The sequence below is a fragment of the Mesorhizobium sp. B2-3-15 genome (assembly GCF_006442875.1).
Lineage (GTDB): Bacteria > Pseudomonadota > Alphaproteobacteria > Rhizobiales > Rhizobiaceae > Mesorhizobium > Mesorhizobium australicum.
Genome location: NZ_VFVO01000005.1, coordinates 105,206 through 124,702, shown reverse-complemented (window position 1 = coordinate 124,702; position 19,497 = coordinate 105,206). Strand labels below are relative to the sequence as shown.

Below are 19,497 nucleotides of genomic sequence, written 5' to 3'. Positions count from 1 at the left end.
CCGTGGAGTTCTCCTGTCCCGGCCATCAACGTTGTCAGTCGACCGGACTGTAGCATGCGGTTTTCCCTGGTCCATCCGATCCTTGCGGCGCGGGGGTCAGATTTTCTTGAGGCAATGCTTTCACCCGTCCGGTCCTGCCGTCGCCATCGATCGCGGCGGCGGACTCTTGTTCTTGAAATACGTCTCCTTTCCCGTGTCGTTCTCCTAGTTCAGCGGCAAACGGCGATATGTCCCTGGCTTGGCCGGGTCATGATATTTGTTGCAAGGGCCGTTCTCGGCAAAGTCGCGATGGCAGGCCGCGAGATTTTTCCGCGACAAGGTGACACCAAGACCGGGACCTTCCGGGACACGCACCGTATTGTTCCTGGGGCAAAACGGCCCCTCCTCGGTGATATCCATAGGTTGCATACGAAACAGCGACTGGTTCGGCTCCCGGATCCAGCCCAGGGCCGCGCACAGATGCAGGTAGGCCGCGCTGCCGATGCCGCTGTCGCCGCTGTAGCACCAGAAATCGATGCCCGCGTGCTCGCAGGCGCCGACAAAGCGCAGCATCCGGCCGATGCCGCCATGCGCGGTCGGGTTGCCGACGAATGCATCCGGCACCTTGAGGTCCATGGCGCGCGCGATGTCGATATTGTGGGTCGAGAACGGGATCGAGCAATGGCGGCGCAGTTCGCGCATCTCCTCTGATGTCGCCACCGGATCCTCCCAGTTGCGCACGCCGAGCTCTTCCAGCGGCCGCACCAGCCGCCGCGCCGTGCTGAGCGAATAGGCCTGGTTGGAATCGATGCGGACCATCGCATCGTCGCCGAGTTTTTCGCGGATCAACTCGACCATTCTCAGCGAGACTTTCGGATCTTCGGTCGAGAATTTGCCTTCGAAGAAGGTCGTTCCATGCGTCTCGTGCAGTTCCACGCAATAGTCGGCGACTTCTTCCGGCGTCGTCTCGCCCTTGACACCATCCCCATCGCCGCGCAGCGAGAAATAGTCGGTGAACGGGATGTCCTTGCGCACGGCCCCGCCGAGCAACTGATAGAGCGGCTGGTTCCAGGCCTTGCCGCGCAGGTCCCAGAGCGCCATCTCGATAGCGCCGAAAGCCATGATGCGGGTGCGGTCGTTGATCGACTGCACGCCGGTCCAAAACGGCAGGCAGACATGTTCGGCGCCGGCAATGTCGAAGGCGTCGCGGCCGACCAGCCGCTGGGCAAGAACATCATTAATGATGGCGGCCGCTGCCGGCGTCGGCGCTTCGCCCAGCCCGACAAGGCCGTCCTCGGTCTCGACTTCGACGACAACAGGCGAAAAACCGTCGAGTTCGCCGAACACCCAGGCATAGGGCGCTTCGAGGCGAAGATTGATCGGCGTGGCCTTGATGCCGCGGATCTTCATCTCAGCGTCCAACTTCGAAGAAGGGCTTGCCGAGCAGGTCTGGAACGACGTCGATGCCAAGGCCTGGGCCGGCGGGAATACCCATGCGGCTGCCGGTGACCGGCGGCGCGTTCGACGCGGTGCGCACCGTCACCCATTCATGGAAGGCGATCGCATGCAGCCGACGCTCCTCCGGCGTCGACAGTGACAGATGAGCCATGGCGGATGTGTCGATCTCGGCGCCGCCGGTATCCTCGACCGTGATCATGAAGCCGAGATCGACGGCGACGTCACGGATCAGCCGGGTCTTGGTGACGCCGCCGAGCCGCGAGATCTTCAGTGTCAGCCCGTCCGCCGCGCCGAGGCGACGGATTTCCAGCATCGCCTCCAGCGAGGTGACGGATTCGTCGAGCACCATCGGCTTGTCGAGCATGCGGCGCACCGACATGTTTTCGTCGATCGTCGTGCAGGGCTGCTCGAACGTATAGTCGATCGCCCGCGTCGCGTCGGCGAACTGCCGCGCCTGGTATGGCGTCCACCCGGCATTGGCGTCGCAGAAGATGACAGTGCCTTTCGGCACCGAGGCGGCGACCGCCATGACGCGCTCGACGTCGTCATGGACATTGCCGCCGACCTTGACCTGGAGCCGGCGGAAACCGTCCTCGACGATGCGCTTGGCAAGTGCGGCCATTTGATCGACCGTGCCATGGGTGACGACCTTGTAGAGTTCGGCAGTGTCGCTTTCCCTGCCGCCGAGCAGCGTCACCAGCGGCACGCCGGCGGCACGCGCCGCGAGATCCCAGCAGGCCATGTCGAGCGTCGATTTGATGTAGGGATGGCCCTTGAACACCGTGTCCATCAGCCGGCCGATGCTCGCCAGCCCACGTGGATCGTGGCCAATGAGATGCGGCGCGATTTCCGGGACGCCGGCGCGGGTGCCGGCCGGGAAGGCGGGCGAGTAGAAATTGCCGAGCGGCGCCATCTCGCCCCAGCCGGTCAAGCCGCTGTCCGAGCTGATGGCGACGATCACAGCGTCGAAGCAGTCGGCCACACGCCCCTTGGACATGCGATAGGGGCCGTCTACGAAAGGCTGCACGACGTGATAGGCTTTGATGGTTTCGATTTGCACGTGGGGTATCCATTATCCGCGATGGGGGAGGGTCAGGCGCCTTTCGACGAACGCTTTTCGAGGTCGCGCGCGTAGGCAAGAAGCTCTTCGAAATCGTGGTCGATATGCTCGCGTGCGTGGCGCTGGGCGGCACGCATGTCGTCGCCCTTGAGCAGCGCCACATAGGTTTCATGAACGTCTTCGGCGGGCACGGCTTCCTTGCGCGCCTGCTGGTGCAGGGCGAAGTACATCTGCAAACGGCTGGTCAGCCTTTGCCAGGTTTCCAAGAGCACGGAATTGTCGGCCCATTCATGGATCAGGCCATGCAGTTGCAGCGCGGTCTCGATCTGCCTTGTGGTGTCGCGGTCGCGCGTCGCCTGCTTCACCGCCTCGTGGCGCCGCTCGAGCTCATCGAAAAAGCGCTGGTCGCGCAGTTCCCACGTCCGCTCGATGGCGAATTCGTCGAGCACCTTGTTGAGCGAATAGACGTCGTCGATGTCCTTGGCGGTGACATTGATGACGAAGGTGCCGGCATAGGGAATGCTGGTCAGGATGCCTTCCTGCACCAGCTCGCGCATCGCTTCGCGCAACGGCGCGCGGCTGACCCGCATCTGTTCGGAAATCCTGAGCTCGTTGAGCTTCTGGCCTGGCTCGAGCTGACCGGTCAGGATCGCGCGTCTGAGCAGTGCCACGATTTCGGCACGGCGTGTCGTGTCGGCAATCGGACTGAATTCCGTCTTCACCATCCGGCCCACTCCCGCGAGAACAGAGCAGAGACAATCAGATTGTCGACAATCTAACAAGAGGCTCTGCTCGAATTCTTATCTTCGCTTCGCGGCCCGGGCCGGGGTGCGAAGGGCTGGGTCAAGCCGCACGGCCATAGAAGCCGACGCGCTCCTCCTCGCTGAACATCACGCCTGGCTTCTCATAGTAGGAGAACACCGCGATCATCCGTTCGCGTTCACCTTTGACCGTGGTGACACGATGCGCGGTGTTCTTGCCGCGAAACACGTTCAGCGTGCCTGGTTTCATGCGCAGGATCCTGGCGTCGGGGTCACGTCCTTCGAGCAGCCGGGCGACGCCCTCGTAGTTCGGGTTGTCATCCGACCTGAGATCGGTGCGGTATTCGAGGTCGCCGCCGCGTTGCGCCTGCTGCAGCAGCAAGGTGGTGGTGAATTCCGAGCGGTCGAAGTGCCAGTTCAGCGCTTCGCCGGCGCGATAGGCCATGACATTGGTGCGGGCCAGCGGATCCTCCATGACGTGCAGCTTTGCCTTGCCCATCGTCGCCGCGAGGAAACGCACCAGCGGCTCATACTCATAGATCGCCATCACCGTGCTGCCGGGAATTTGGTCGGCGCAGACCGTGTGGCTGACGGTCTCGACCTTGCGCAATGCGGGATGATCGGGCGACAGTTCGGGAATGCTCGGCTTGAAGTAGATGTTGTGCATGCGCTTGTGGACATGGGATTGCGTGTCCATGACCGGCTTGATCTCCCGCACCGCCTGTTCGGCGACGCCGGGCTTCAAGAAACCTTCGAGATTGAACATGCCGTCGGCTTCCAGCGCCGCGATCGACTGTCCGACGAGGCGGTTCCATTCGACGCTGCCTTCACGGTCGAGCGGATAGCGGTCGAGATCGAGAATGTCTTTCATGTCATGTGCTCCAACGTTAGGCACAGAAGACGGCAAAAAATTCTTTCTCTCAACGCCGGAAATTATTAGGATTGGCCAAGAAAAACTTCAGGAGCCTGATTTGGACCGGCTGCCGCCGCTGAATGCGATCAAGGCCTTCGAGGTCGCGGCCCGGTCAGGCAGCTTCACCTTGGCCGCAGCCGAGCTCGGCGTGTCCTCGGCGGCGGTCAGCCAGCAGATCCGCAATCTCGAAGCCTGGTTCGGCAAGCAGCTTTTCGTGCGCACGGGCAACCGCATCGCGCTGACCGATGCCGGGCACGCCATCTATCCGCAGACGGCGCGCGCGCTCGGCGACATTGCCGCGATCGGCCAGCGCATGCTGGAAGGGGGCCTGAGGACGCGACTAGTCGTCAGCGTGCCGTTCTCGCTTGCCGAGCTGTGGCTGGCGCCGAGGCTGGCCGTACTCCTGGATGCCTTCCCGCATATGGCGATCGATGTGCGAGCCGAGGATGATCCGATCGATCTGGTGCGCCAGAATGTCGACGTGCGCATCAGCTATGGCGACTATCACTATCCCGGCCTGCGGATGGTCCGCCTGGTCCATGACGAGGTGCTGCCGGTCTGCGCGCTGGAATTCTGGCAGCGGCACGGCAATGGCGATGCGAGGCTCACCGATTTGCATGAGAGCCAGTTCATCCATACCAATTGGGGACCGAACTATGCCTCGCACCCGAGTTGGACCGACTGGTTCGCGGCATGCGGATCCAGCCGGTCGCCCGACCCGTCGCATGGCCGCCGCGTCGGCCTGTCCAGCCTGGCGATCGCCTCGGCGAGGCTCGGCCTGGGCATTGCCCTCGGCCAGCGGGTGATGGCGCAGGCCGATCTGGAGGCAGGGCGCCTGATCGCGCTGTCATCGGTCTCGGTGCGCCTTGGTCACCCCTATTGCGCCTTCATGCCGCCAGCCAAGGCCGACCGCGCCGACGTCGCCGCTTTGGTCGGTCTGCTCGTGAAAACGGCGCCCGCGACCTGAGAAAAGGTCGGGGCGCCGCGCGGAAACCGGGCCTGCGGGGGAGTCAGGTAGCCGGTTTCTGTGGCAGGGGCGAAATCGGCATTCCGGGGCCGATCTTCTGCAGATTGCCTGTGATCACCTGGTCGCCTTCAGCGACGCCGCTGAGGATGGCGACCATGTCGCCGCTGGTCGGCCCCAGCGAAACCAGCCGCTGGTCGACCGTATTGCCCTTGCCGACGACATAGAGATACTTGCCGAGTTGGCTCGATCCCAGTGCGACCTGCGGCACCATCAGCGCATCGGGCTGTTGTTTGACGTGCAGCCGCACGCGAACATACTGGCCAGGCAAGAGCGTGAACTTGGCGTTGCCGATTGTGGCGCGTGCGGTGATCGTGCCGGTCGAGTGATCGATCGTGTTGTCGATAAAGGTGAGCTCGCCCTTCTGGTGGGCTTCGGTCTCACCGGGAAGCAGGACCTCGACCTCGATCGGGCCGGCGGCACGCGCTTCCTCGATCTGTGCCAGATCCGTCTCGCTCGGATTGAAGGTGACGTAGATCGGATCGAGCTGCACCAGCGTGTTGAGCACGGTGCCGGCAACGCTGACCAGCGTTCCCACGGAAGCCTGGTTGCGGCCCAGACGTCCAGCGAACGGCGCGTGGATTTCAGCGTAGCTCAAATTGAGCTCGGCCGTGCGCACAGCCGCCTGGTTCAGCGCCAGCGACGCCTGCGCCTCGCGCAAGGTGCTGGTGCGCTGGTCGAAGCTGTCCTTGTCCAGGTAGCCGCTCTTGGCGAGTTCAGTACCGCGGCCGAGATTGGAACGTGCATAATCGAGGGTCGCCGTGTCGCGCTGAACCTGTGCCTTCGCCTGGTCGAGCGAGGCCTGGAAGTCATCGGGCGAGATCCTGTAGAGCAGGTCGCCTTGCCGCACGTCGGCGCCGTCTTGCGCCGTCTGTTCCTGCAAATAGCCGGGGACGCGTGCCTGCAGCGTGATGCTGCGAATCGGCTCGGTCCGCGCGGCATAGTCGAGATAGATCGGGATCGTCTTCTTGACCACGTTCGCCACCGGCACCGGCATGACGAACGCTGCTGGAGCCGGCGCGGCCCCGGCCGTGCCGGCATTCAGGCTGAGATTGCCCATGTCCAGCAGGTGGACACTGGCCATCGAGATCGCACCCAGCGCGACAGCCGTTCCCAACGCGATTTTCCATTTACGCATGATGATTCTCCAATCTTATTCGGCCGCTTCCGCCAGGGGAGGGAAGGCGGGTTTGGCCGCTGGTTCAGTGTGTTGAGAAGCGGGCTCGTCGCCGCCGCGCCGTTCGCGCAGCTGTTCGATGACCGCGTAGAAGACCGGCACGAACACCAGCGACAGGATGGTCGCGGCGACCATGCCGCCGAACACGGTGGTGCCGATGGACTGGCGGCTGGCGGCACCCGCACCGGTGGCGATCATCAGCGGCACCACGCCGAGGATGAAGGCAAACGCGGTCATCAGGATCGGCCGCAGTCTCAGCCGGGCGGCCTCCATCGATGCCTCGACAATGCTGAGGCCTTCCTCGCGCCGCCGTCTTGCGAACTCGACGATCAGGATCGCGTTCTTGGCCGCCAGGCCGATCAGCATGACGAAGCCGATCTGCGAATAGACGTCGATCTGCATGCCTCGTACCCAAAGTGCGGCGAACGCGCCGAACAGGGCGAGCGGCACCGCCAGCAGCACCATGAAGGGCATCGCCCAGCTCTCGTACTGCGCCGCCAGGATCAGGAAGACGAAGACGATGGCGAGGGCAAAGACCACCGACGCGATCGACCCCGCCTTGAGCTCCTGGAAAGTGATGCCGGTCCATTCGAAACCGAAATCCCTGGGCAGCGCGGTCGCCGCGGCCCGTTCCATGGCGGCGACCGCCTGGCCCGACGAATAACCGGGAGCGGCGCCGCCATTGATGGTGGCCGAGGCGTTGTTGTTGTAGTGCGGCACGGTTTCCGGGCCGACGAACGGCACCAGTTTCCCCAACGTGCTGAGCGGCACCATGCCGCCGGAGGCATTGCGCACATAGAGCCGTGAAATGTCGGCTGCACCGGCACGTGAATCCTTGTCGGCCTGGATGGTCACCCGGAAGGTGCGGCCAAACAGGTTGAAGTCGTTCACGTAGAGCGAGCCGAGATAGATCTGCAGCGTGTTGAAGACGTCGGGCAGGTTGAGGCCGAGCAGCTTCGCCTTGGCGCGGTCGAGATCGTAGTTGAACTGCGGCGTCGAGGTCGAGAACGGCGAAAACAGCTGCTGCGGATTGATTTCAGGCTGCTTGCGGGCCTCGGCGATCACCGCTTGCGTGGCGTCGTTGAGGGCCGTGCTGCCGCGGCCGGTGAGGTCCTCGACGACGAATTCGAAGCCGCCCGTGGTGCCGATGCCGGGGATGGAGGGTGGATCGAAGGAGAGCGCAAAAGCCTCCGGAATCTGCATCAGCTTGCCACGCACGTCGCCGACGAGCTTCGAGGCGCTCTGGTCGGGGCCACGCTCCTCCCACGGCTTGAGGATGGCGAACTCGACCGCCGAGTTCGACTGCGCCGCGCTGGTGAGGAAGTTCAGGCCGCTGATCGAGCCGACGATGTCGACGCCTGGCGTTGCCTGCAGGATGTCGCGCGCCTTCTGTGCCACTGCATCGGTACGCTCCAGCGAAGCGCCGTCGGGCAGCTGGATCACGACGAAGAAATAGCCCTGGTCCTCGACCGGAAGGAAGGTCGAGGGCAGCTTTTGCCAGACGAAGTAGGTGGCGACCAGGCCGGCGGCGAAGAGGCCAAGCATGATCCAGCGCAGCCGGATAAGGATGCGCACGCCATTGGCATAGGCATGCGACAGTCTGTCGAAGCCCGTATTGAACCAGCGGAACAGGAAGAATTGCGTTTCGCCGCGATGGCGCAGGAAGGCTGCACTGAGCGCCGGGCTGAGCGTCAGCGAGTTGAAGGCGGAGATGCCGACGGAGATCGCCACCGTCAGCGCGAACTGGTTGTAGAGCTTGCCGGAGACACCGGGAATGAAGGCAACCGGCACGAACACCGCCATCAGCACCGCGGTGGTCGCAATGATCGGGCCGGTGACCTCGGCCATGGCGGCCTTTGTCGCCGCCAGCGGTTTCAGTCCGGCCTCGAGCTGTCGTTCGACATTCTCGACCACCACGATGGCATCGTCGACGACAAGGCCGATCGCCAGCACCATGCCGAGCAGCGAGAGCATGTTGAGCGAGAAGCCCATCATCTCCATGATGACGAGCGTCGCCACCAGCGACACCGGGATGGCGATCGTCGGGATGATTGTGGTGCGCCAGCTTTGCAGGAAGATGAAGACCACGGCGACGACGAGCACCAGGGCTTCGCCAAGCGTGATCAGCACGTCATGCATCGAGGCCGAGACGAAGCGCGTCGTATCGTAGTGCATCGCATAGTCGACGCCCTTGGGAAAACGGGCCGACAGTTCCTGCATCTTGTCCTTGACGCGCTGCTGCAGATCGAGCGCGTTGGAGCCGGGCATCTGATAAACGGCGAGCACCACGGTCGGGTCCTTGCCGAAAAAGGCCGAGGACGAATATTGCAGGGCGCCAAGCTCGATACGGGCGACGTCGCGCAGCCGCACCAGCGAGCCGGTGTCGGTGTTGGCACGCACGACGATGTCGCCGAATTCCTTCGGGTCGCTCAACCGGCCGACGGCGTTGACCTGCATCTCGAAGGCGGTGCCGGCGGGCGCCGGCGACTGGCCGATCTTGCCGGCCGCCACCTGGACGTTCTGTTCGGCGATGGCATTTTGCACATCGACCGCGGTGATGCCGAGATTGGCGAGCTTGTCCGGATCGAGCCAGACGCGCATCGAATAACGCCGTTCGCCGAAAATCTGCACGTCGCCGACACCAGGCAGCCGCTTCAGCGGATCCACCACCTGCAGATAGGCAAGGTTGGAGAGCGCCACCGGATCGACCGAATGGTCGGGCGAGGTCAGGTTGACGATGAGCACGAAGTTCGGGTTCTGCTTCTTGATCGTCACGCCGCCCTGGTTGACGATCGCCGGCAGCGACGAGGCGGCCTGCGAGACGCGGTTCTGGACGTCGACGGCTGCCGTGCTCAGGGAATAACCGACATCGAAGGTGATGGTGATGGTCGACGAGCCGTCATTGGAGCTCGTCGAGGACATGTAGGTCATGCCTTGCACGCCGTTGATCTGCTGCTCCAGCGGCGTCGTCACCGTGTCTGCCACCACTTGCGCGCTGGCGCCCGGATAGTGGGCGCTGACCACGACTTGCGGCGGTGTGATGTCGGGAAACTGCGAGACGGGCAGCAGGAAATAACAAATCGTGCCGGCGAGCACCATGATGATGGCGATCGCCGAGGCGAAGATCGGACGATGGATGAAGAAGTTTACCACGACACGCACGCCTCTCCGGCCGCTCTTGCCCGCCCGAAGGCGCTGGCGACCCTGGATAACTGGCCGCGCCCGTCCCGGGACCCTTCCCGTGAACGCAGCAACGGCACCTCGCGACGCTGCCCATCGGCAAGCGAACGCAACATGTTCTCGAACGCGCGGGGGTCGACCCCATCTGCTTTCATGACCAGCCGGATCATCGGATCCCGGACGGCCTCATCTATGGTAAGATCGCGGCGCTGTGGCATTGGCCGGCTCCTTGTCTGTCGATTCGCAGCCCGTGCTCGCGAACCGTTTTTCATCTCTTCACCGGCCGAGGCCGCATGATTGGCAATCTTTTCGTCCATCTCGATCTGGTAGGACCAGTTCACGACCTTGTTATTGACGACGGACGATATAGGTGTTACCAGTAAGTAACATTCAGGAAGTTACAGACCGGTAACACCCTAGTCAAGAGGTGGCCAAGGGTTTTTTGGAAACGAAAGGAGATCATGATGACAGACGGCGTCGTGGAGCGCTCTCGTCCCCGGGATCGGATTCTGGAGACGGCGCGTGACATGTTCCACAAGCACGGCATCAAGGGCGTCGGCGTCGACGCCATCACCGAGGCTGCCGGCACGAACAAGATGACGCTCTATCGTCACTTCGAATCCAAGGACGAACTGATCGTCGAATGCCTGCGCGCCAACGCACTGAAAGCTGGCGCGATGTGGGAAACGTTCGAGGCCGAGCATCCGGGTGACAAACTCGCTCAACTTCATGCCTGGGTTCGCAAGGCCGCCGCCATGCTCAACACCGACGGCCGTGGCTGCGACATGGCCAACGCCGCCGCCGAGCTGACCGAACCCGATCATCCGGCAAGGCGCGTCATCAAGGAACTCAAGGAAGCCCAGCGCGAACGCCTGGTCGGGCTCTGCCGGGATGCCGGCATCGGCCAGGCCGAGCTTCTCGCCGATACGCTGTCGCTGCTGTTTGAAGGTGCGCGGGTCAGCGTGCAGACCGTCGGTGCCGAGGGCCCGAGCACGCAGTTCGTGCGGATGGCTGAAGGACTGATCGTTTCCTTCCGGGGCACTGCCGCCGGTTAAGTATTGCCGTGGCTGCTGGTGATTTTGCGGTCGCGTGACCGAAACGACGTCTGCTGCCCTATAGGCAGCACGCTATTTCCCGTTGACTGAACGAAAAAAGCCCGCTGCCGGGAGGAGGTGGCAGCGGGCTCGATTTCGAATGTGGCGCGGGAGGAGGTGCACCCCATTCAGCGTCGGCATCGCATCTGGGAGGAGTAGATGGCCGACAACCAGAACGTACGAGTTGCCCAATGATTCGGCAACAATGAATTGTGCATAGCTGCTGTGCAGATTTGCAGGGGCGGTCAGGTTCCCCAGGAGATGCGGGATCTCACTGCACGGGCACGTTTTCCCGGAAGATCAGTCGCGGCTCGATGAATTTGCGGGTGAGATAGGGCGCCGATGATGCGATCGAGCCGAGCAGTTGGATCACCGACTGCTCCGCGATCAGCCTGGCGTTCTGGTCGATGACGACGTCGGCGAGGTCGTCGACGAGGTAGCCGCGTGTCTCCCTTGTCAGATCGTGGCAGATGAAGACCGGCTTGCGGTTGGGCCTGGTTTCCCGGATCGCCTTGGCAATGCCGGAGCGCCCGGCGCCGACGCAATAGATACCGAGCAGTTCCGGCTCGTTGCGCAACGCTTTCATGGTTGCGGCATAGCTGGCATCGGGCTCGTCATTGATCTCGACGGCGCTGCTGACGGTGAGGTTGGGAAACTCCTCGCCAAGCACGGAGCGGAAGCCCATCTCGCGCTCTTCATGGCCGCGGTAGGAACGCGAGCCGACGACCATCGCCAGCTGCCCCTCGCGGCCACCGAGGAAGCGTCCCATCAAAAGTGCCGCCGTCCGCCCCGCCACGCGGTTGTCGATGCCGACATAGGCCGAGCGGGGAGCGGCCGGAATATCGGACACCAGCGTCACCAGCCGGATACCGGCCTCGACCATGTCGCGCAGGATATTGCGCGTCCTGGGATGATCGACCGCGATGACACCGACGCCGTTGGCGCGCAGCGACAGCTTTTCGACCGCGGTCTGCAAGGCATTGGGCGAGATACCGGCGAGATTGTGAATCCGGCAGGACGCCACCAGCGGCAGGCGCGAGGCGTAGTCCTCGATGTGCTTTGCCAGGTCGTGCATGAAGTCGTTCGAGCCGATCGGCAGGAAGAATTCCAGGTTTGCGGGCCTCGAGGGAAGCGTCACCTGGTCGGCGACCGGCAGATAGCCGAGCTGCTTGGCGGCCTCCATGACGCGTTGCCGGTTGGCGGCACTCGCTCCGGGCCGGTTGTTGAGCACCCTGTCGACCGTCGCGGTCGACAGCCCGCAGTTCCTGGCGATGTCGGAGACGGTAGCCTTCATGCCGCAACCCTACACGTCGCTCCGCACGTCCTCAGTGCGCCGGCTTGCCGTCGGCGAGAGCGTCGCGGATGTCCTTGTCCGACATGCCGGTGATGATGCGCTCGACTTCCGTCACGGTTGTCGTCTTCGGATCGATGTCGTCGGCCACCACCTTGCCCCTGCGCATGACGACGATGCGGTCGACCACCTGGAAGACATGGTGGATGTTGTGCGCGATGAAGATGCAGGAGTGGCCGGAATCGCGGGCGTTGCGCACGAAGCTGAGCACGCCTTGGGTCTCGGCCACGCCGAGATTGTTGGTCGGCTCGTCGAGGATGATCAGGTCGCTGTCGAAATGCATGGCGCGCGCGATCGCGACCGCCTGGCGCTCGCCGCCGGAGAGCGAGCCGATCGGCGTCGTCGGCGGGATGTTCTTGGAGATGCCGACCTGTTTGAGCAGATCGCGGGCGACCGTGTTCATGGCGTCCTGGTCCATGCGGTTGAGGAAGCGCGGCGGCTTGATCGGTTCTCGACCCAGGAACAGGTTGCGCGCGATCGACAATTGCGTGACCAGGGCGGAGTCCTGGTAGATGGTCTCGATGCCGTGGGCGATGGCGTCGCTGGTATCGCGCAAGGTGACCTTCTTGCCGCGGATGAAGATATCGCCGCTGGTCAGCGGCACCGCGCCGGAGAGAACCTTGATCAGCGTCGATTTGCCGGCGCCATTGTCGCCCAGCAGGCCGACGATCTCACGCTCGTTGACATGGAAATTGGCGTCCACCAGCGCCTGCACGCGGCCATAGGACTTGCGAATGTTGTGCATGCGGATCAATGGCTCGGCCATGGTTCAAGTCCCCGCCTGGTGTCGGCGTTCCAGCCATGAATGCAACGCCATCATGCCAAGGATGATCGCGCCGATGAAGATGTTGTAGGCAAGGCCGGGCACGCCGATCAGCACGATGCCGTTGCGCATCACGCGCAGGATCAGGATGCCGAGCACGGTGCCGATGATGGTGCCGCGCCCGCCGGTGAGTGCGGTGCCGCCGATCACCACCATGGCGATTACCTCGAGCTCGTAGCCGGTACCGCTGTTGGGGTTGGCGGCGGATGTGCGCAGCGAGGAGATGACGCCGGCAAGCGAGGCCATGACCGACGACAGGACGAACAGGCCGACCTTGACGCGATTGACATTGACGCCGCGGGCACGCGCCGCGTTGGGATTGCCGCCCGCCGCCTGGATCCAGTTGCCTGTCCGGCTTTGCGTCAGGACAAAGCCGAGCGCGATCGCCGCGGCGATGAACCAGAACAGCGACATGTAGATGCGGAACGGCCCGATGAAGAAGTCGCCGACCAGAGCCTCCGCCAGCCAGCTGCCTTCGGCACTCCAGGTGCGCTGCGGAAACCCGTCGGTGATGAAAAGCGCGCTGCCGCGCACCACCAACAGCATGCCGAGCGTCACCAGGAAGGACGGGATCTTGAGCTGCGTGACGAACCAGCCATTGACCAGGCCGATCAAGGCGGCAACCACCAGCGCGACAAGGAAGCCCATTTCCAGCGAGGTGACGCCGGCATTGAACAGCGTCCACATCAGCACGGGCGAGAAGCCGAACAGGGACCCGACGGAGAGGTCGAATTCGCCCGAAGTCATCAACAGCGTCATCGCCAGCGCGATCAGGCCGAGCTCGACCGTGAAGGCCAGCGTGTTGGAGATGTTCTGCGGCGACAGGAAGTCGTGGTTGAAACCCCAGAAAACGGCGATCTCCACGATGAGCAGAATGAAAGGTCCGAATTCCGGCCGCGCGATCAGGCGTTGGATGAGCGAATGATTTTCCACTGGGAACCCGCGACATGGTTGGGACGGGCCGCGAGCTCCACCGCATCGGGTGGCATGCCACGGCGCAGGAAGATATCTGGCGCCGTGCGAAAACGCGCGGCGCCAGGGGATCGCGGATTATTTGCCGGACAGGATCTTGTCGTAGACCGCCGCGGTGTCCTTCTCATAGAGCGCGCCGGTGATGACGTTGAAGCCCGGAGGAATGCCGCTGGCCGCCATGTTGGCGAGCGACAGCGCCACATAGCTGGTCGCCTGCGGATCCTGCCACTGGCCGGCATTGACATAGCCGTTCAGCACTTCCTGGGTGGTGTCGAGCGAGTTGCCCCAGCCGACGACCGGGATTTCGCCCGGCTTGACGCCGACCTGGTCGAACACGCGCTTGATCGAACCGGTTACGAGGTCGCCCAGGCCGATGATGGCGTTGACCTTGCCCTTGTGGGCGGTGAGGTAGTCGACCATGCGGTTGATCACCTCGGCCTGGTCGAGCGTCGCTTCGGTCACTTCATAGGTGATGCCGAGCGGGCCGAAGACGCTCTTGATGCCTTCTTCTTCCTGCACGCCGTAGGTGGCGCCGGGGATCTCGACCGGCATCCAGACGAAGTCGCCCTTCTTCACCAGGCCCTTGTCGACCAGATACTGCGCCCAGTGCTTGCCGAAGGTGACGTTGTCGCCGCCGACATAGGCGTTGAAATTGGCCTTGGGATCGGGCGTGTTGAAGTTGATGATCGGGACGTTGGCCGCGCGCGCTTCCTTGACGATCTCGACCAGGCTGCCCGGATCGGGGCTGGTGGTGACGATGCCGTCGGCCTTGGCCGAAAGGGCGGCACGGACCGCCTCCTGCTGCGAGGCGACGTCGCCATTGTGGAACGACGTGTTGACCGTGTTGCCGGTGTCCTTGGCCCATTGCTTGGCGCCGGCGAGGAAGTAGGTCCAGACCGGGTCGGCCGGGCCGCCATGTGAAATCCAGTAGAACGTCTTGGCCTGCGCGGCTGCCGGAATGACCGTCAGCGCGATCAGCAGGCCGTAGAGCACAAGTCTTAGTCTCGTCAGCATTTGATTTCCTCCCGGTTGAAGATGATCCGTCCCTTGTTCCGGCTTCAGCCGGATTGCGTCTTTTTGCCAGCGCCGCTCGGATGCATAAGAGCATTCCCTTTTTCGACGAATGGCAAGCCTCCATCTGCAGATGTAGTTGGCGCCTGACGCGGCGCCATCAGCGACCCCATCAGATCGCATCAGTCGGGATGATTTTTCCCGGGCAGTCGGATGATTGTCGCCGAGAGCTCAGCCGGGCGGACTATCCCGATCACGTCTGGGCGGTCTCTGAGGGCGAAAGCCCCCAAAGAGCCGCTTAGAGCAGGCCGGCCTTGGCCAGGTCGCGCATCAAATGGCTGGCGCCGTAGGTCCAGTGCGGGCAATCGGGCGACAGCCGCACGCGGTTGACCAGCGCGCCGAATTTCTCCGACGAGATGGTGACGATGTCGCCGACCTTGTGCGTGAAACCCTTGCCCTTTTCGCCACGATCCTTCGACGGCACGAACATGGTGCCGAGATAGAGCGCCAGCCCGTCCGGATACTGGTGATGCGGGCCCATGGCCGCGGCAACCAGCTCCTCCGGCGAGCGGCTGATCTCGGCCATCGAGCTTGCCCCCTCCAGCGAAAACCCGTCCTCGCCCTCGACCTTCAGGCGGACGACGGCCTGCTTCACGTCGGCGATGGAGAACGTGTCGTCGAACAGCCGGATGAAGGGGCCAAGCGAGGCCGAGGCGTTGTTGTCCTTGGCCTTGCCGAGCAGCAGCGCCGAACGCCCCTCGACGTCGCGCAGATTGACGTCGTTGCCGACGGTCGCGCCGACGATCCTGCCGCTCGAGGCGGCGATCATGGCGATCTCCGGCTCCGGATTGTTCCAGGTCGACACCGGGTGGAGGCCGACATCGGCGCCGAAGCCGACCGAGGCCATCGGCTGGCACTTGGTGAAGATCTCGGCATCGGGGCCGATGCCCACTTCCAGATATTGCGACCAGGCGCCGCGCGAAATCAGCTTGGCCTTGATCTCCATCGCCTCTGGCGAACCGGGCTTGAGCTTCGAAAGATCATGGCCGATCAGGCCCGCAATGTCGGCGCGGATGGCGTCGGCCTTATCAGCCGAGCCACGCGCCTGTTCCTCGATCACCCGTTCGAGCAGGCTGACGACGAAGGTGACGCCGGAAGCCTTGATCGCCTGCAGGTCGACCGGCGACAGCAGAAAGGGTTTTGCCCGGTCGCGCGTGGCTTCGAAACTGTTGGACGCGATATCGTCGAGTGAACCGATCGGCTTGCCCGTGGCCGAGCGCACATGGCCGGCCGGGTCGGCCAATTCGCAGACGTCACGCACGGTGGGCGCCGCGCTGGATGTGATGTCGAAGACGGTGCCGTCGCGCACCGTGACGACCAGGGGGTGCGAGGCATCGCCGCTCCTGGCGCGGCCGACAAACAAGCCTTCAGCGGGCAAATGTGTCGGGTTGGTCATGAGTTGGGTTCCTCGTTGAATCGAAAATGCTGGCCCGGTCGGCGCGGCACTTTCGCCGGATTCCATTCAAAGGTCTATCCCATCCAAGCAATCGGGCAGTGGCCGCGAAATGCCGACTGGGTCATCCACTGTCTCCGGAGATCAAGGACATCACCGGACTTTAGGGTCCGGTTACTCGAACTTGACTCAGAGAATTGTTCGTGTTTTGTTCTGGGCGCCAGAACAGAACGGAGGCGTTCCTTGGCGAGCGTATAGGTAATGTACCAAGGCGAACTAGATTTCGGAATTCCAGAACCGCCAAGGCGGCCCAAAAAGCCCGATCGTGTCTTCTTCGGCGTGTTTCTGCAGGCAGGGGATTATTTTCGGTTTGCTGATTGTCAAAGCCGGCTATGCGACAAATGTGGCATAGCCGGCTCACCGCTGATACCGGAGCGTTTTCATGTCAGCCAGCAGCATGTCGGGGACTACAAGCGGCTGCGGTCGAAGATCATCTTTGCGGCCACCCGATCGGGGCAGCGCGTCAAGATGCCTGCTTTTGAGATCACCTTTCGCCACGCCAGGAGCTTTCCTGGCCGCCCGGCGACAACAGGCCGACCGGCCAAGCATCCCTTCGTGCTTGTGGCCGATGACGGACCGGTTTGTGAACTGAGCGGGAATCTCGGCGTCGAAATGCTGCGTGAAGGCCTGAAGGCGTCAGACGGGTTCGTCCCTCATATGACCCTTGCCTATGACCAGAAACTTATCCCACAACTGCCGATCGAGCCGATCAGCTTCGTGGCGCGGGAGTTCATTCTCGTGCACAGCCTGCGCGGGCTGACGCAATATGACTTTCTGGAACGTTGGCCGCTGATTGCGATGTAACGAAGGACGCGCTGGTTCGCGCGACACCCCATCCTGACAGGGTCATGTCAGCTATCGACCTGTCCGCGATGGCAGGTCCGCAAGCGGTTCCCTACTTGCAATGCGTCTGAACAGGAGGAACAAAAATGACCGTCACGGAAATCGCCAAGGAGTTCACCGAACTTCTCAAGCAGGGCAACAACGAAGGTGCTGCCGAAAAATACAATGCGGACGATATCATCAGCTACGAAGCGATGGAGGGGCCGATGGCCGTCAGTCACGGCAAGGAGGCCCTCAGGCAGAAAAGCCAGTGGTGGCAAGAGAACCACGAAGTGCATGGCGGCTCGGTCGAGGGCCCTTATGTCAACGGCGATCAATTCGCGGTGCGCTTCACCTTTGACATAACGCCCAAGGCCACCGGCGAGCGTGTCACCATGGATGAGGTTGGCCTGTACACGGTCAAGAACGGCAAGATCACCGAAGAGCGCTTTTACTACTGAGGCCGGAAATCGGTCTTCCCAGCTTTGCTCTCTTTGCGGCAAGGTTGAAAATTTGCACGGCGGCCAGAGCGATCCTCTGGCCGCTGGGAGCGTTCAAATCGTCTTCACATACTGCGCAAGTTGATCGGCCACCGTGCCCCAGCCGTCGAAGAAACCCATCTCTTCATGGTTGTCGCGGGTGGCTTGGTCACGGTGAATGGCTGTGGCGGTATAGCGCGTACCCTGGCCATCCTGATGGAGCGAAATGACCGCGGTGATGAAAGGCTCGCCCGAGGGTCGATAGCCGGGCAGCAGCGCATCCGTCCACACCAGCCGCTCGTTGGGCACGATTTCCAGATAGCAGCAGTGGCGGTCACTGACCTCCTTGCCGTCGGGCGACTGCATGCGTGTCCGAAACAGGCCGCCCGGCCTGAGGTCGATCTCGCAGTCGGTGATCAGCCACGGCTTCGGCGTGAACCACTGCCTGACATGCTCAGGTGTCGTCCAGGCTCGCCAAAGCAATTCGCGCGGCGCATCGATTACGCGCTCCAGCGTCAGGTCCAGTCTAGGATCCGGCTTGAACGGATAGCTCATTTTTCTGTCTCCTTGAGGGTCATGACATAGGCATCGAACTGGTCGAGGCGGCGTTCCCAAACTGTACGCTGTTCGGCCAGCCAGCTTTCGGCGAGCTTCAACGGTTCAGGCGCAAGCTCGTAAGTCCTGACCCGTCCGGTCTTTTGCGAACGAACCAGCCCGCAGCCTTCGAGAATCTTGAGATGGTCGATGAAGGATGGCAGGGCCATCTCGAAAGGCTGGGCCAGTTCGCTGACCGAAGCAGGGCTCCTGTTCAGCCGCTCGACCACGCGCCGTCGCGTCGGGTCGGCAAGCGCGCGAAAAATGCCGTCGATCGGCGGGAGGCTTGGATTTCTACTCTGGAGGCTGGTCATCGATCGGTCCCCGGGTTGTCAAAGCGGTCGAAAACACTTAGGTAATTTCCTTAGTGTTGGCAAGCGCAAATTTACGGCAATGTTGGCCAAGCTGCTGGCCAAGCGGGAAGGGCGGTTTTAGGCTGCGAAACGGATTCGACTGTCAGCCCAAGGGAAGAGCACTTTGACCATCACCGTGTACGGCATCACCAATTGCGACACGATCAAGAAGGCGCGCGTCTGGCTGGAGAGCCATGACCTTCCCTATCGTTTCCACGACTATCGGGCAGAAGGGATCGAGGCGGGCAAGCTGAATGGCTGGGTCGGCAAGGTCGGTTGGGAAAAGCTGCTTAACAAGGGCAGCACGACGTTTCGCGAACTGCCGGAGGCGGACAAGCAAGGCCTCGACGAGAAGAAGGCGAAAGCGCTCATGCTGGCCAAGCCGACAATGATCAAGCGGCCGGTCTTGGAGATCGGCGATCGGGTGGTGGTTGGCTTCAAGCCGGAGGTTTATGAGCAGACGGTGGGGAAGTAGGCGGAAGCGTCGCGACGTCCGATCTCCACCCTCGTGGGGGAGATGTCCGGCAGGACAGAGGGGGGCGCTGTCCCGCCTGTTTGCGAAGGTCCGAGCGCCTCAACCCGCGCTCAAATACTCCGCCAGCGCCACCGCATTATTGTGCGCCTCATCATGCGCGCCGTAGAGCAGCGTTACCTTGCCCTCGCCAAGCAAGCCGCGCAGCTGCGCAACCGCCTCACCATTCCCGTCGAGCTCAGCCCCGTACCGCTTCCGAAATTCCGCCCAACGTGCCGGCTCGTGCCCGAACCACTTCCGCAGGTCGTCGCTCGGCGCGATCTCCTTCAGCCACAGTGCCAGCGCGGCATGCTCCCTGCTGACGCCGCGCGGCCAGATGCGGTCAACCAACACCCGCTGCCCGTCATCGGCAGCGGGCGGTTCGTAAATCCGCTTGACCATCAGGTCGAAAGCCATTCGAC

General features: G+C 62.9%; 20 protein-coding genes. 5 read left to right on the top strand and 15 right to left on the bottom strand.

Annotated elements, in window-relative coordinates; genetic code table 11:
- Positions 1-204 precede the first annotated feature (204 nt).
- The 4 genes from FJ954_RS12280 to FJ954_RS12265 form a co-directional block, all read right to left on the bottom strand.
- A complete protein-coding gene (locus FJ954_RS12280; RefSeq protein WP_140661457.1) occupies positions 205-1,389 on the bottom strand; it encodes a mandelate racemase/muconate lactonizing enzyme family protein in 1,185 nt (394 codons plus the stop codon).
- A 1-nt stretch (position 1,390) separates the two neighbouring features.
- Positions 1,391-2,497 carry a mandelate racemase/muconate lactonizing enzyme family protein gene (locus FJ954_RS12275; protein WP_140661456.1) on the bottom strand — a complete coding sequence of 369 codons (1,107 nt, stop codon included), beginning with the start codon at positions 2,495-2,497 and terminating at the stop codon, positions 1,391-1,393.
- Between the two features lie 32 nt (positions 2,498-2,529).
- Positions 2,530-3,222 carry a GntR family transcriptional regulator gene (locus FJ954_RS12270; protein ID WP_140661455.1) on the bottom strand — a complete coding sequence of 231 codons (693 nt, stop codon included), beginning with the start codon at positions 3,220-3,222 and terminating at the stop codon, positions 2,530-2,532.
- 118 nt (positions 3,223-3,340) lie between these two features.
- Positions 3,341-4,129 (bottom strand): 2OG-Fe(II) oxygenase, encoded by a 789-nt coding sequence (locus tag FJ954_RS12265; RefSeq protein ID WP_140661454.1) that lies wholly within the window; start codon positions 4,127-4,129, stop codon positions 3,341-3,343.
- 100 nt (positions 4,130-4,229) lie between these two features.
- Here FJ954_RS12265 and FJ954_RS12260 point away from each other — a divergent pair, with 100 nt between their 5' ends.
- The gene (locus tag FJ954_RS12260; protein WP_140617349.1) at positions 4,230-5,138 is read left to right on the top strand and encodes a LysR substrate-binding domain-containing protein; all 909 of its coding nucleotides are present in this window, start codon (positions 4,230-4,232) and stop codon (positions 5,136-5,138) included.
- 43 nt (positions 5,139-5,181) lie between these two features.
- Here the strand turns inward: FJ954_RS12260 and FJ954_RS12255 are convergent, their stop codons facing one another.
- From FJ954_RS12255 to FJ954_RS12245, 3 genes are read right to left on the bottom strand one after another with little or no spacing between them, the layout of a single operon-like run.
- Positions 5,182-6,333: an efflux RND transporter periplasmic adaptor subunit gene (locus FJ954_RS12255; protein WP_140661453.1), complete on the bottom strand. Its 1,152-nt coding sequence runs from the start codon at positions 6,331-6,333 to the stop codon at positions 5,182-5,184.
- 15 nt (positions 6,334-6,348) lie between these two features.
- Positions 6,349-9,525, bottom strand: a complete 3,177-nt coding sequence (locus tag FJ954_RS12250) for a multidrug efflux RND transporter permease subunit (RefSeq protein ID WP_140661637.1) — start codon at positions 9,523-9,525, stop codon at positions 6,349-6,351.
- Complete coding sequence (locus FJ954_RS12245) at positions 9,519-9,893, bottom strand: hypothetical protein (RefSeq protein ID WP_246681063.1); 375 nt, start codon at positions 9,891-9,893, stop codon at positions 9,519-9,521. Before FJ954_RS12245 ends, FJ954_RS12250 begins: the two co-directional genes overlap by 7 nt.
- 123 nt (positions 9,894-10,016) lie before the next feature.
- On the opposite strand from FJ954_RS12245, the gene FJ954_RS12240 reads away from it, so the two are divergent.
- On the top strand, positions 10,017-10,607 hold the full coding sequence (locus FJ954_RS12240) for a TetR/AcrR family transcriptional regulator (protein ID WP_015318879.1): 591 nt from the start codon (positions 10,017-10,019) through the stop codon (positions 10,605-10,607).
- A 310-nt stretch (positions 10,608-10,917) separates the two neighbouring features.
- Here FJ954_RS12240 and FJ954_RS12230 read toward each other — a convergent pair whose 3' ends face one another.
- From FJ954_RS12230 to FJ954_RS12210, 5 genes are all read right to left on the bottom strand, one after another.
- The gene (locus FJ954_RS12230) at positions 10,918-11,940 is read right to left on the bottom strand and encodes a LacI family DNA-binding transcriptional regulator (RefSeq protein WP_015318878.1); all 1,023 of its coding nucleotides are present in this window, start codon (positions 11,938-11,940) and stop codon (positions 10,918-10,920) included.
- Between the two features lie 31 nt (positions 11,941-11,971).
- On the bottom strand, positions 11,972-12,763 hold the full coding sequence (locus FJ954_RS12225; protein ID WP_015318877.1) for an ATP-binding cassette domain-containing protein: 792 nt from the start codon (positions 12,761-12,763) through the stop codon (positions 11,972-11,974).
- 3 nt (positions 12,764-12,766) lie between these two features.
- Positions 12,767-13,753 carry an ABC transporter permease gene (locus FJ954_RS12220; protein ID WP_140661452.1) on the bottom strand — a complete coding sequence of 329 codons (987 nt, stop codon included), beginning with the start codon at positions 13,751-13,753 and terminating at the stop codon, positions 12,767-12,769.
- A 117-nt stretch (positions 13,754-13,870) separates the two neighbouring features.
- A complete protein-coding gene (locus FJ954_RS12215) occupies positions 13,871-14,806 on the bottom strand; it encodes a substrate-binding domain-containing protein (protein WP_015318875.1) in 936 nt (311 codons plus the stop codon).
- A gap of 295 nt (positions 14,807-15,101) precedes the next feature.
- Positions 15,102-16,259, bottom strand: coding sequence for a fumarylacetoacetate hydrolase family protein (locus FJ954_RS12210; RefSeq protein ID WP_140661451.1), 1,158 nt, complete (start codon positions 16,257-16,259; stop codon positions 15,102-15,104).
- Positions 16,260-16,517: 258 nt separating this feature from the next.
- Here FJ954_RS12210 and FJ954_RS12205 point away from each other — a divergent pair, with 258 nt between their 5' ends.
- Positions 16,518-17,120 (top strand): 2'-5' RNA ligase, encoded by a 603-nt coding sequence (locus tag FJ954_RS12205; RefSeq protein ID WP_140661450.1) that lies wholly within the window; start codon positions 16,518-16,520, stop codon positions 17,118-17,120.
- A gap of 125 nt (positions 17,121-17,245) precedes the next feature.
- Positions 17,246-17,599, top strand: a complete 354-nt coding sequence (locus FJ954_RS12200) for a nuclear transport factor 2 family protein (RefSeq protein ID WP_140617345.1) — start codon at positions 17,246-17,248, stop codon at positions 17,597-17,599.
- A 93-nt stretch (positions 17,600-17,692) separates the two neighbouring features.
- On the opposite strand, the gene FJ954_RS12195 is transcribed toward FJ954_RS12200, so the two are convergent.
- A complete protein-coding gene (locus FJ954_RS12195) occupies positions 17,693-18,172 on the bottom strand; it encodes an SRPBCC family protein (RefSeq protein WP_140661449.1) in 480 nt (159 codons plus the stop codon).
- Complete coding sequence (locus FJ954_RS12190; RefSeq protein WP_140661448.1) at positions 18,169-18,525, bottom strand: metalloregulator ArsR/SmtB family transcription factor; 357 nt, start codon at positions 18,523-18,525, stop codon at positions 18,169-18,171. The genes FJ954_RS12195 and FJ954_RS12190 overlap by 4 nt, the downstream gene beginning before the upstream one ends.
- A 163-nt stretch (positions 18,526-18,688) precedes the next feature.
- Between FJ954_RS12190 and FJ954_RS12185 the strand changes: the two genes are divergently transcribed.
- Positions 18,689-19,039, top strand: a complete 351-nt coding sequence (locus tag FJ954_RS12185) for an ArsC family reductase (RefSeq protein WP_140661447.1) — start codon at positions 18,689-18,691, stop codon at positions 19,037-19,039.
- A gap of 99 nt (positions 19,040-19,138) precedes the next feature.
- On the opposite strand, the gene FJ954_RS12180 is transcribed toward FJ954_RS12185, so the two are convergent.
- The gene (locus tag FJ954_RS12180; protein WP_015318868.1) at positions 19,139-19,492 is read right to left on the bottom strand and encodes a DUF488 domain-containing protein; all 354 of its coding nucleotides are present in this window, start codon (positions 19,490-19,492) and stop codon (positions 19,139-19,141) included.
- Between the last annotated feature and the right edge of the window lie 5 nt (positions 19,493-19,497).

Excerpts from the sequence above, each read along its gene's own strand:
- FJ954_RS12215 (WP_015318875.1), bottom strand. The coding sequence starts at position 14,806 with ATGCTGACGAGACTAAGACTTGTGCTCTACGGCCTGCTGATCGCGCTG.
- FJ954_RS12205 (WP_140661450.1), top strand. The coding sequence starts at position 16,518 with ATGTACCAAGGCGAACTAGATTTCGGAATTCCAGAACCGCCAAGGCGG.
- FJ954_RS12225 (WP_015318877.1), bottom strand. The coding sequence starts at position 12,763 with ATGGCCGAGCCATTGATCCGCATGCACAACATTCGCAAGTCCTATGGC.
- FJ954_RS12210 (WP_140661451.1), bottom strand. The coding sequence starts at position 16,259 with ATGACCAACCCGACACATTTGCCCGCTGAAGGCTTGTTTGTCGGCCGC.
- FJ954_RS12255 (WP_140661453.1), bottom strand. The coding sequence starts at position 6,333 with ATGCGTAAATGGAAAATCGCGTTGGGAACGGCTGTCGCGCTGGGTGCG.
- FJ954_RS12190 (WP_140661448.1), bottom strand. The coding sequence starts at position 18,525 with ATGACCAGCCTCCAGAGTAGAAATCCAAGCCTCCCGCCGATCGACGGC.
- FJ954_RS12200 (WP_140617345.1), top strand. The coding sequence starts at position 17,246 with ATGACCGTCACGGAAATCGCCAAGGAGTTCACCGAACTTCTCAAGCAG.
- FJ954_RS12180 (WP_015318868.1), bottom strand. The coding sequence starts at position 19,492 with ATGGCTTTCGACCTGATGGTCAAGCGGATTTACGAACCGCCCGCTGCC.
- FJ954_RS12240 (WP_015318879.1), top strand. The coding sequence starts at position 10,017 with ATGACAGACGGCGTCGTGGAGCGCTCTCGTCCCCGGGATCGGATTCTG.
- FJ954_RS12195 (WP_140661449.1), bottom strand. The coding sequence starts at position 18,172 with ATGAGCTATCCGTTCAAGCCGGATCCTAGACTGGACCTGACGCTGGAG.
- FJ954_RS12280 (WP_140661457.1), bottom strand. The coding sequence starts at position 1,389 with ATGAAGATCCGCGGCATCAAGGCCACGCCGATCAATCTTCGCCTCGAA.
- FJ954_RS12265 (WP_140661454.1), bottom strand. The coding sequence starts at position 4,129 with ATGAAAGACATTCTCGATCTCGACCGCTATCCGCTCGACCGTGAAGGC.
- FJ954_RS12230 (WP_015318878.1), bottom strand. The coding sequence starts at position 11,940 with ATGAAGGCTACCGTCTCCGACATCGCCAGGAACTGCGGGCTGTCGACC.
- FJ954_RS12270 (WP_140661455.1), bottom strand. The coding sequence starts at position 3,222 with ATGGTGAAGACGGAATTCAGTCCGATTGCCGACACGACACGCCGTGCC.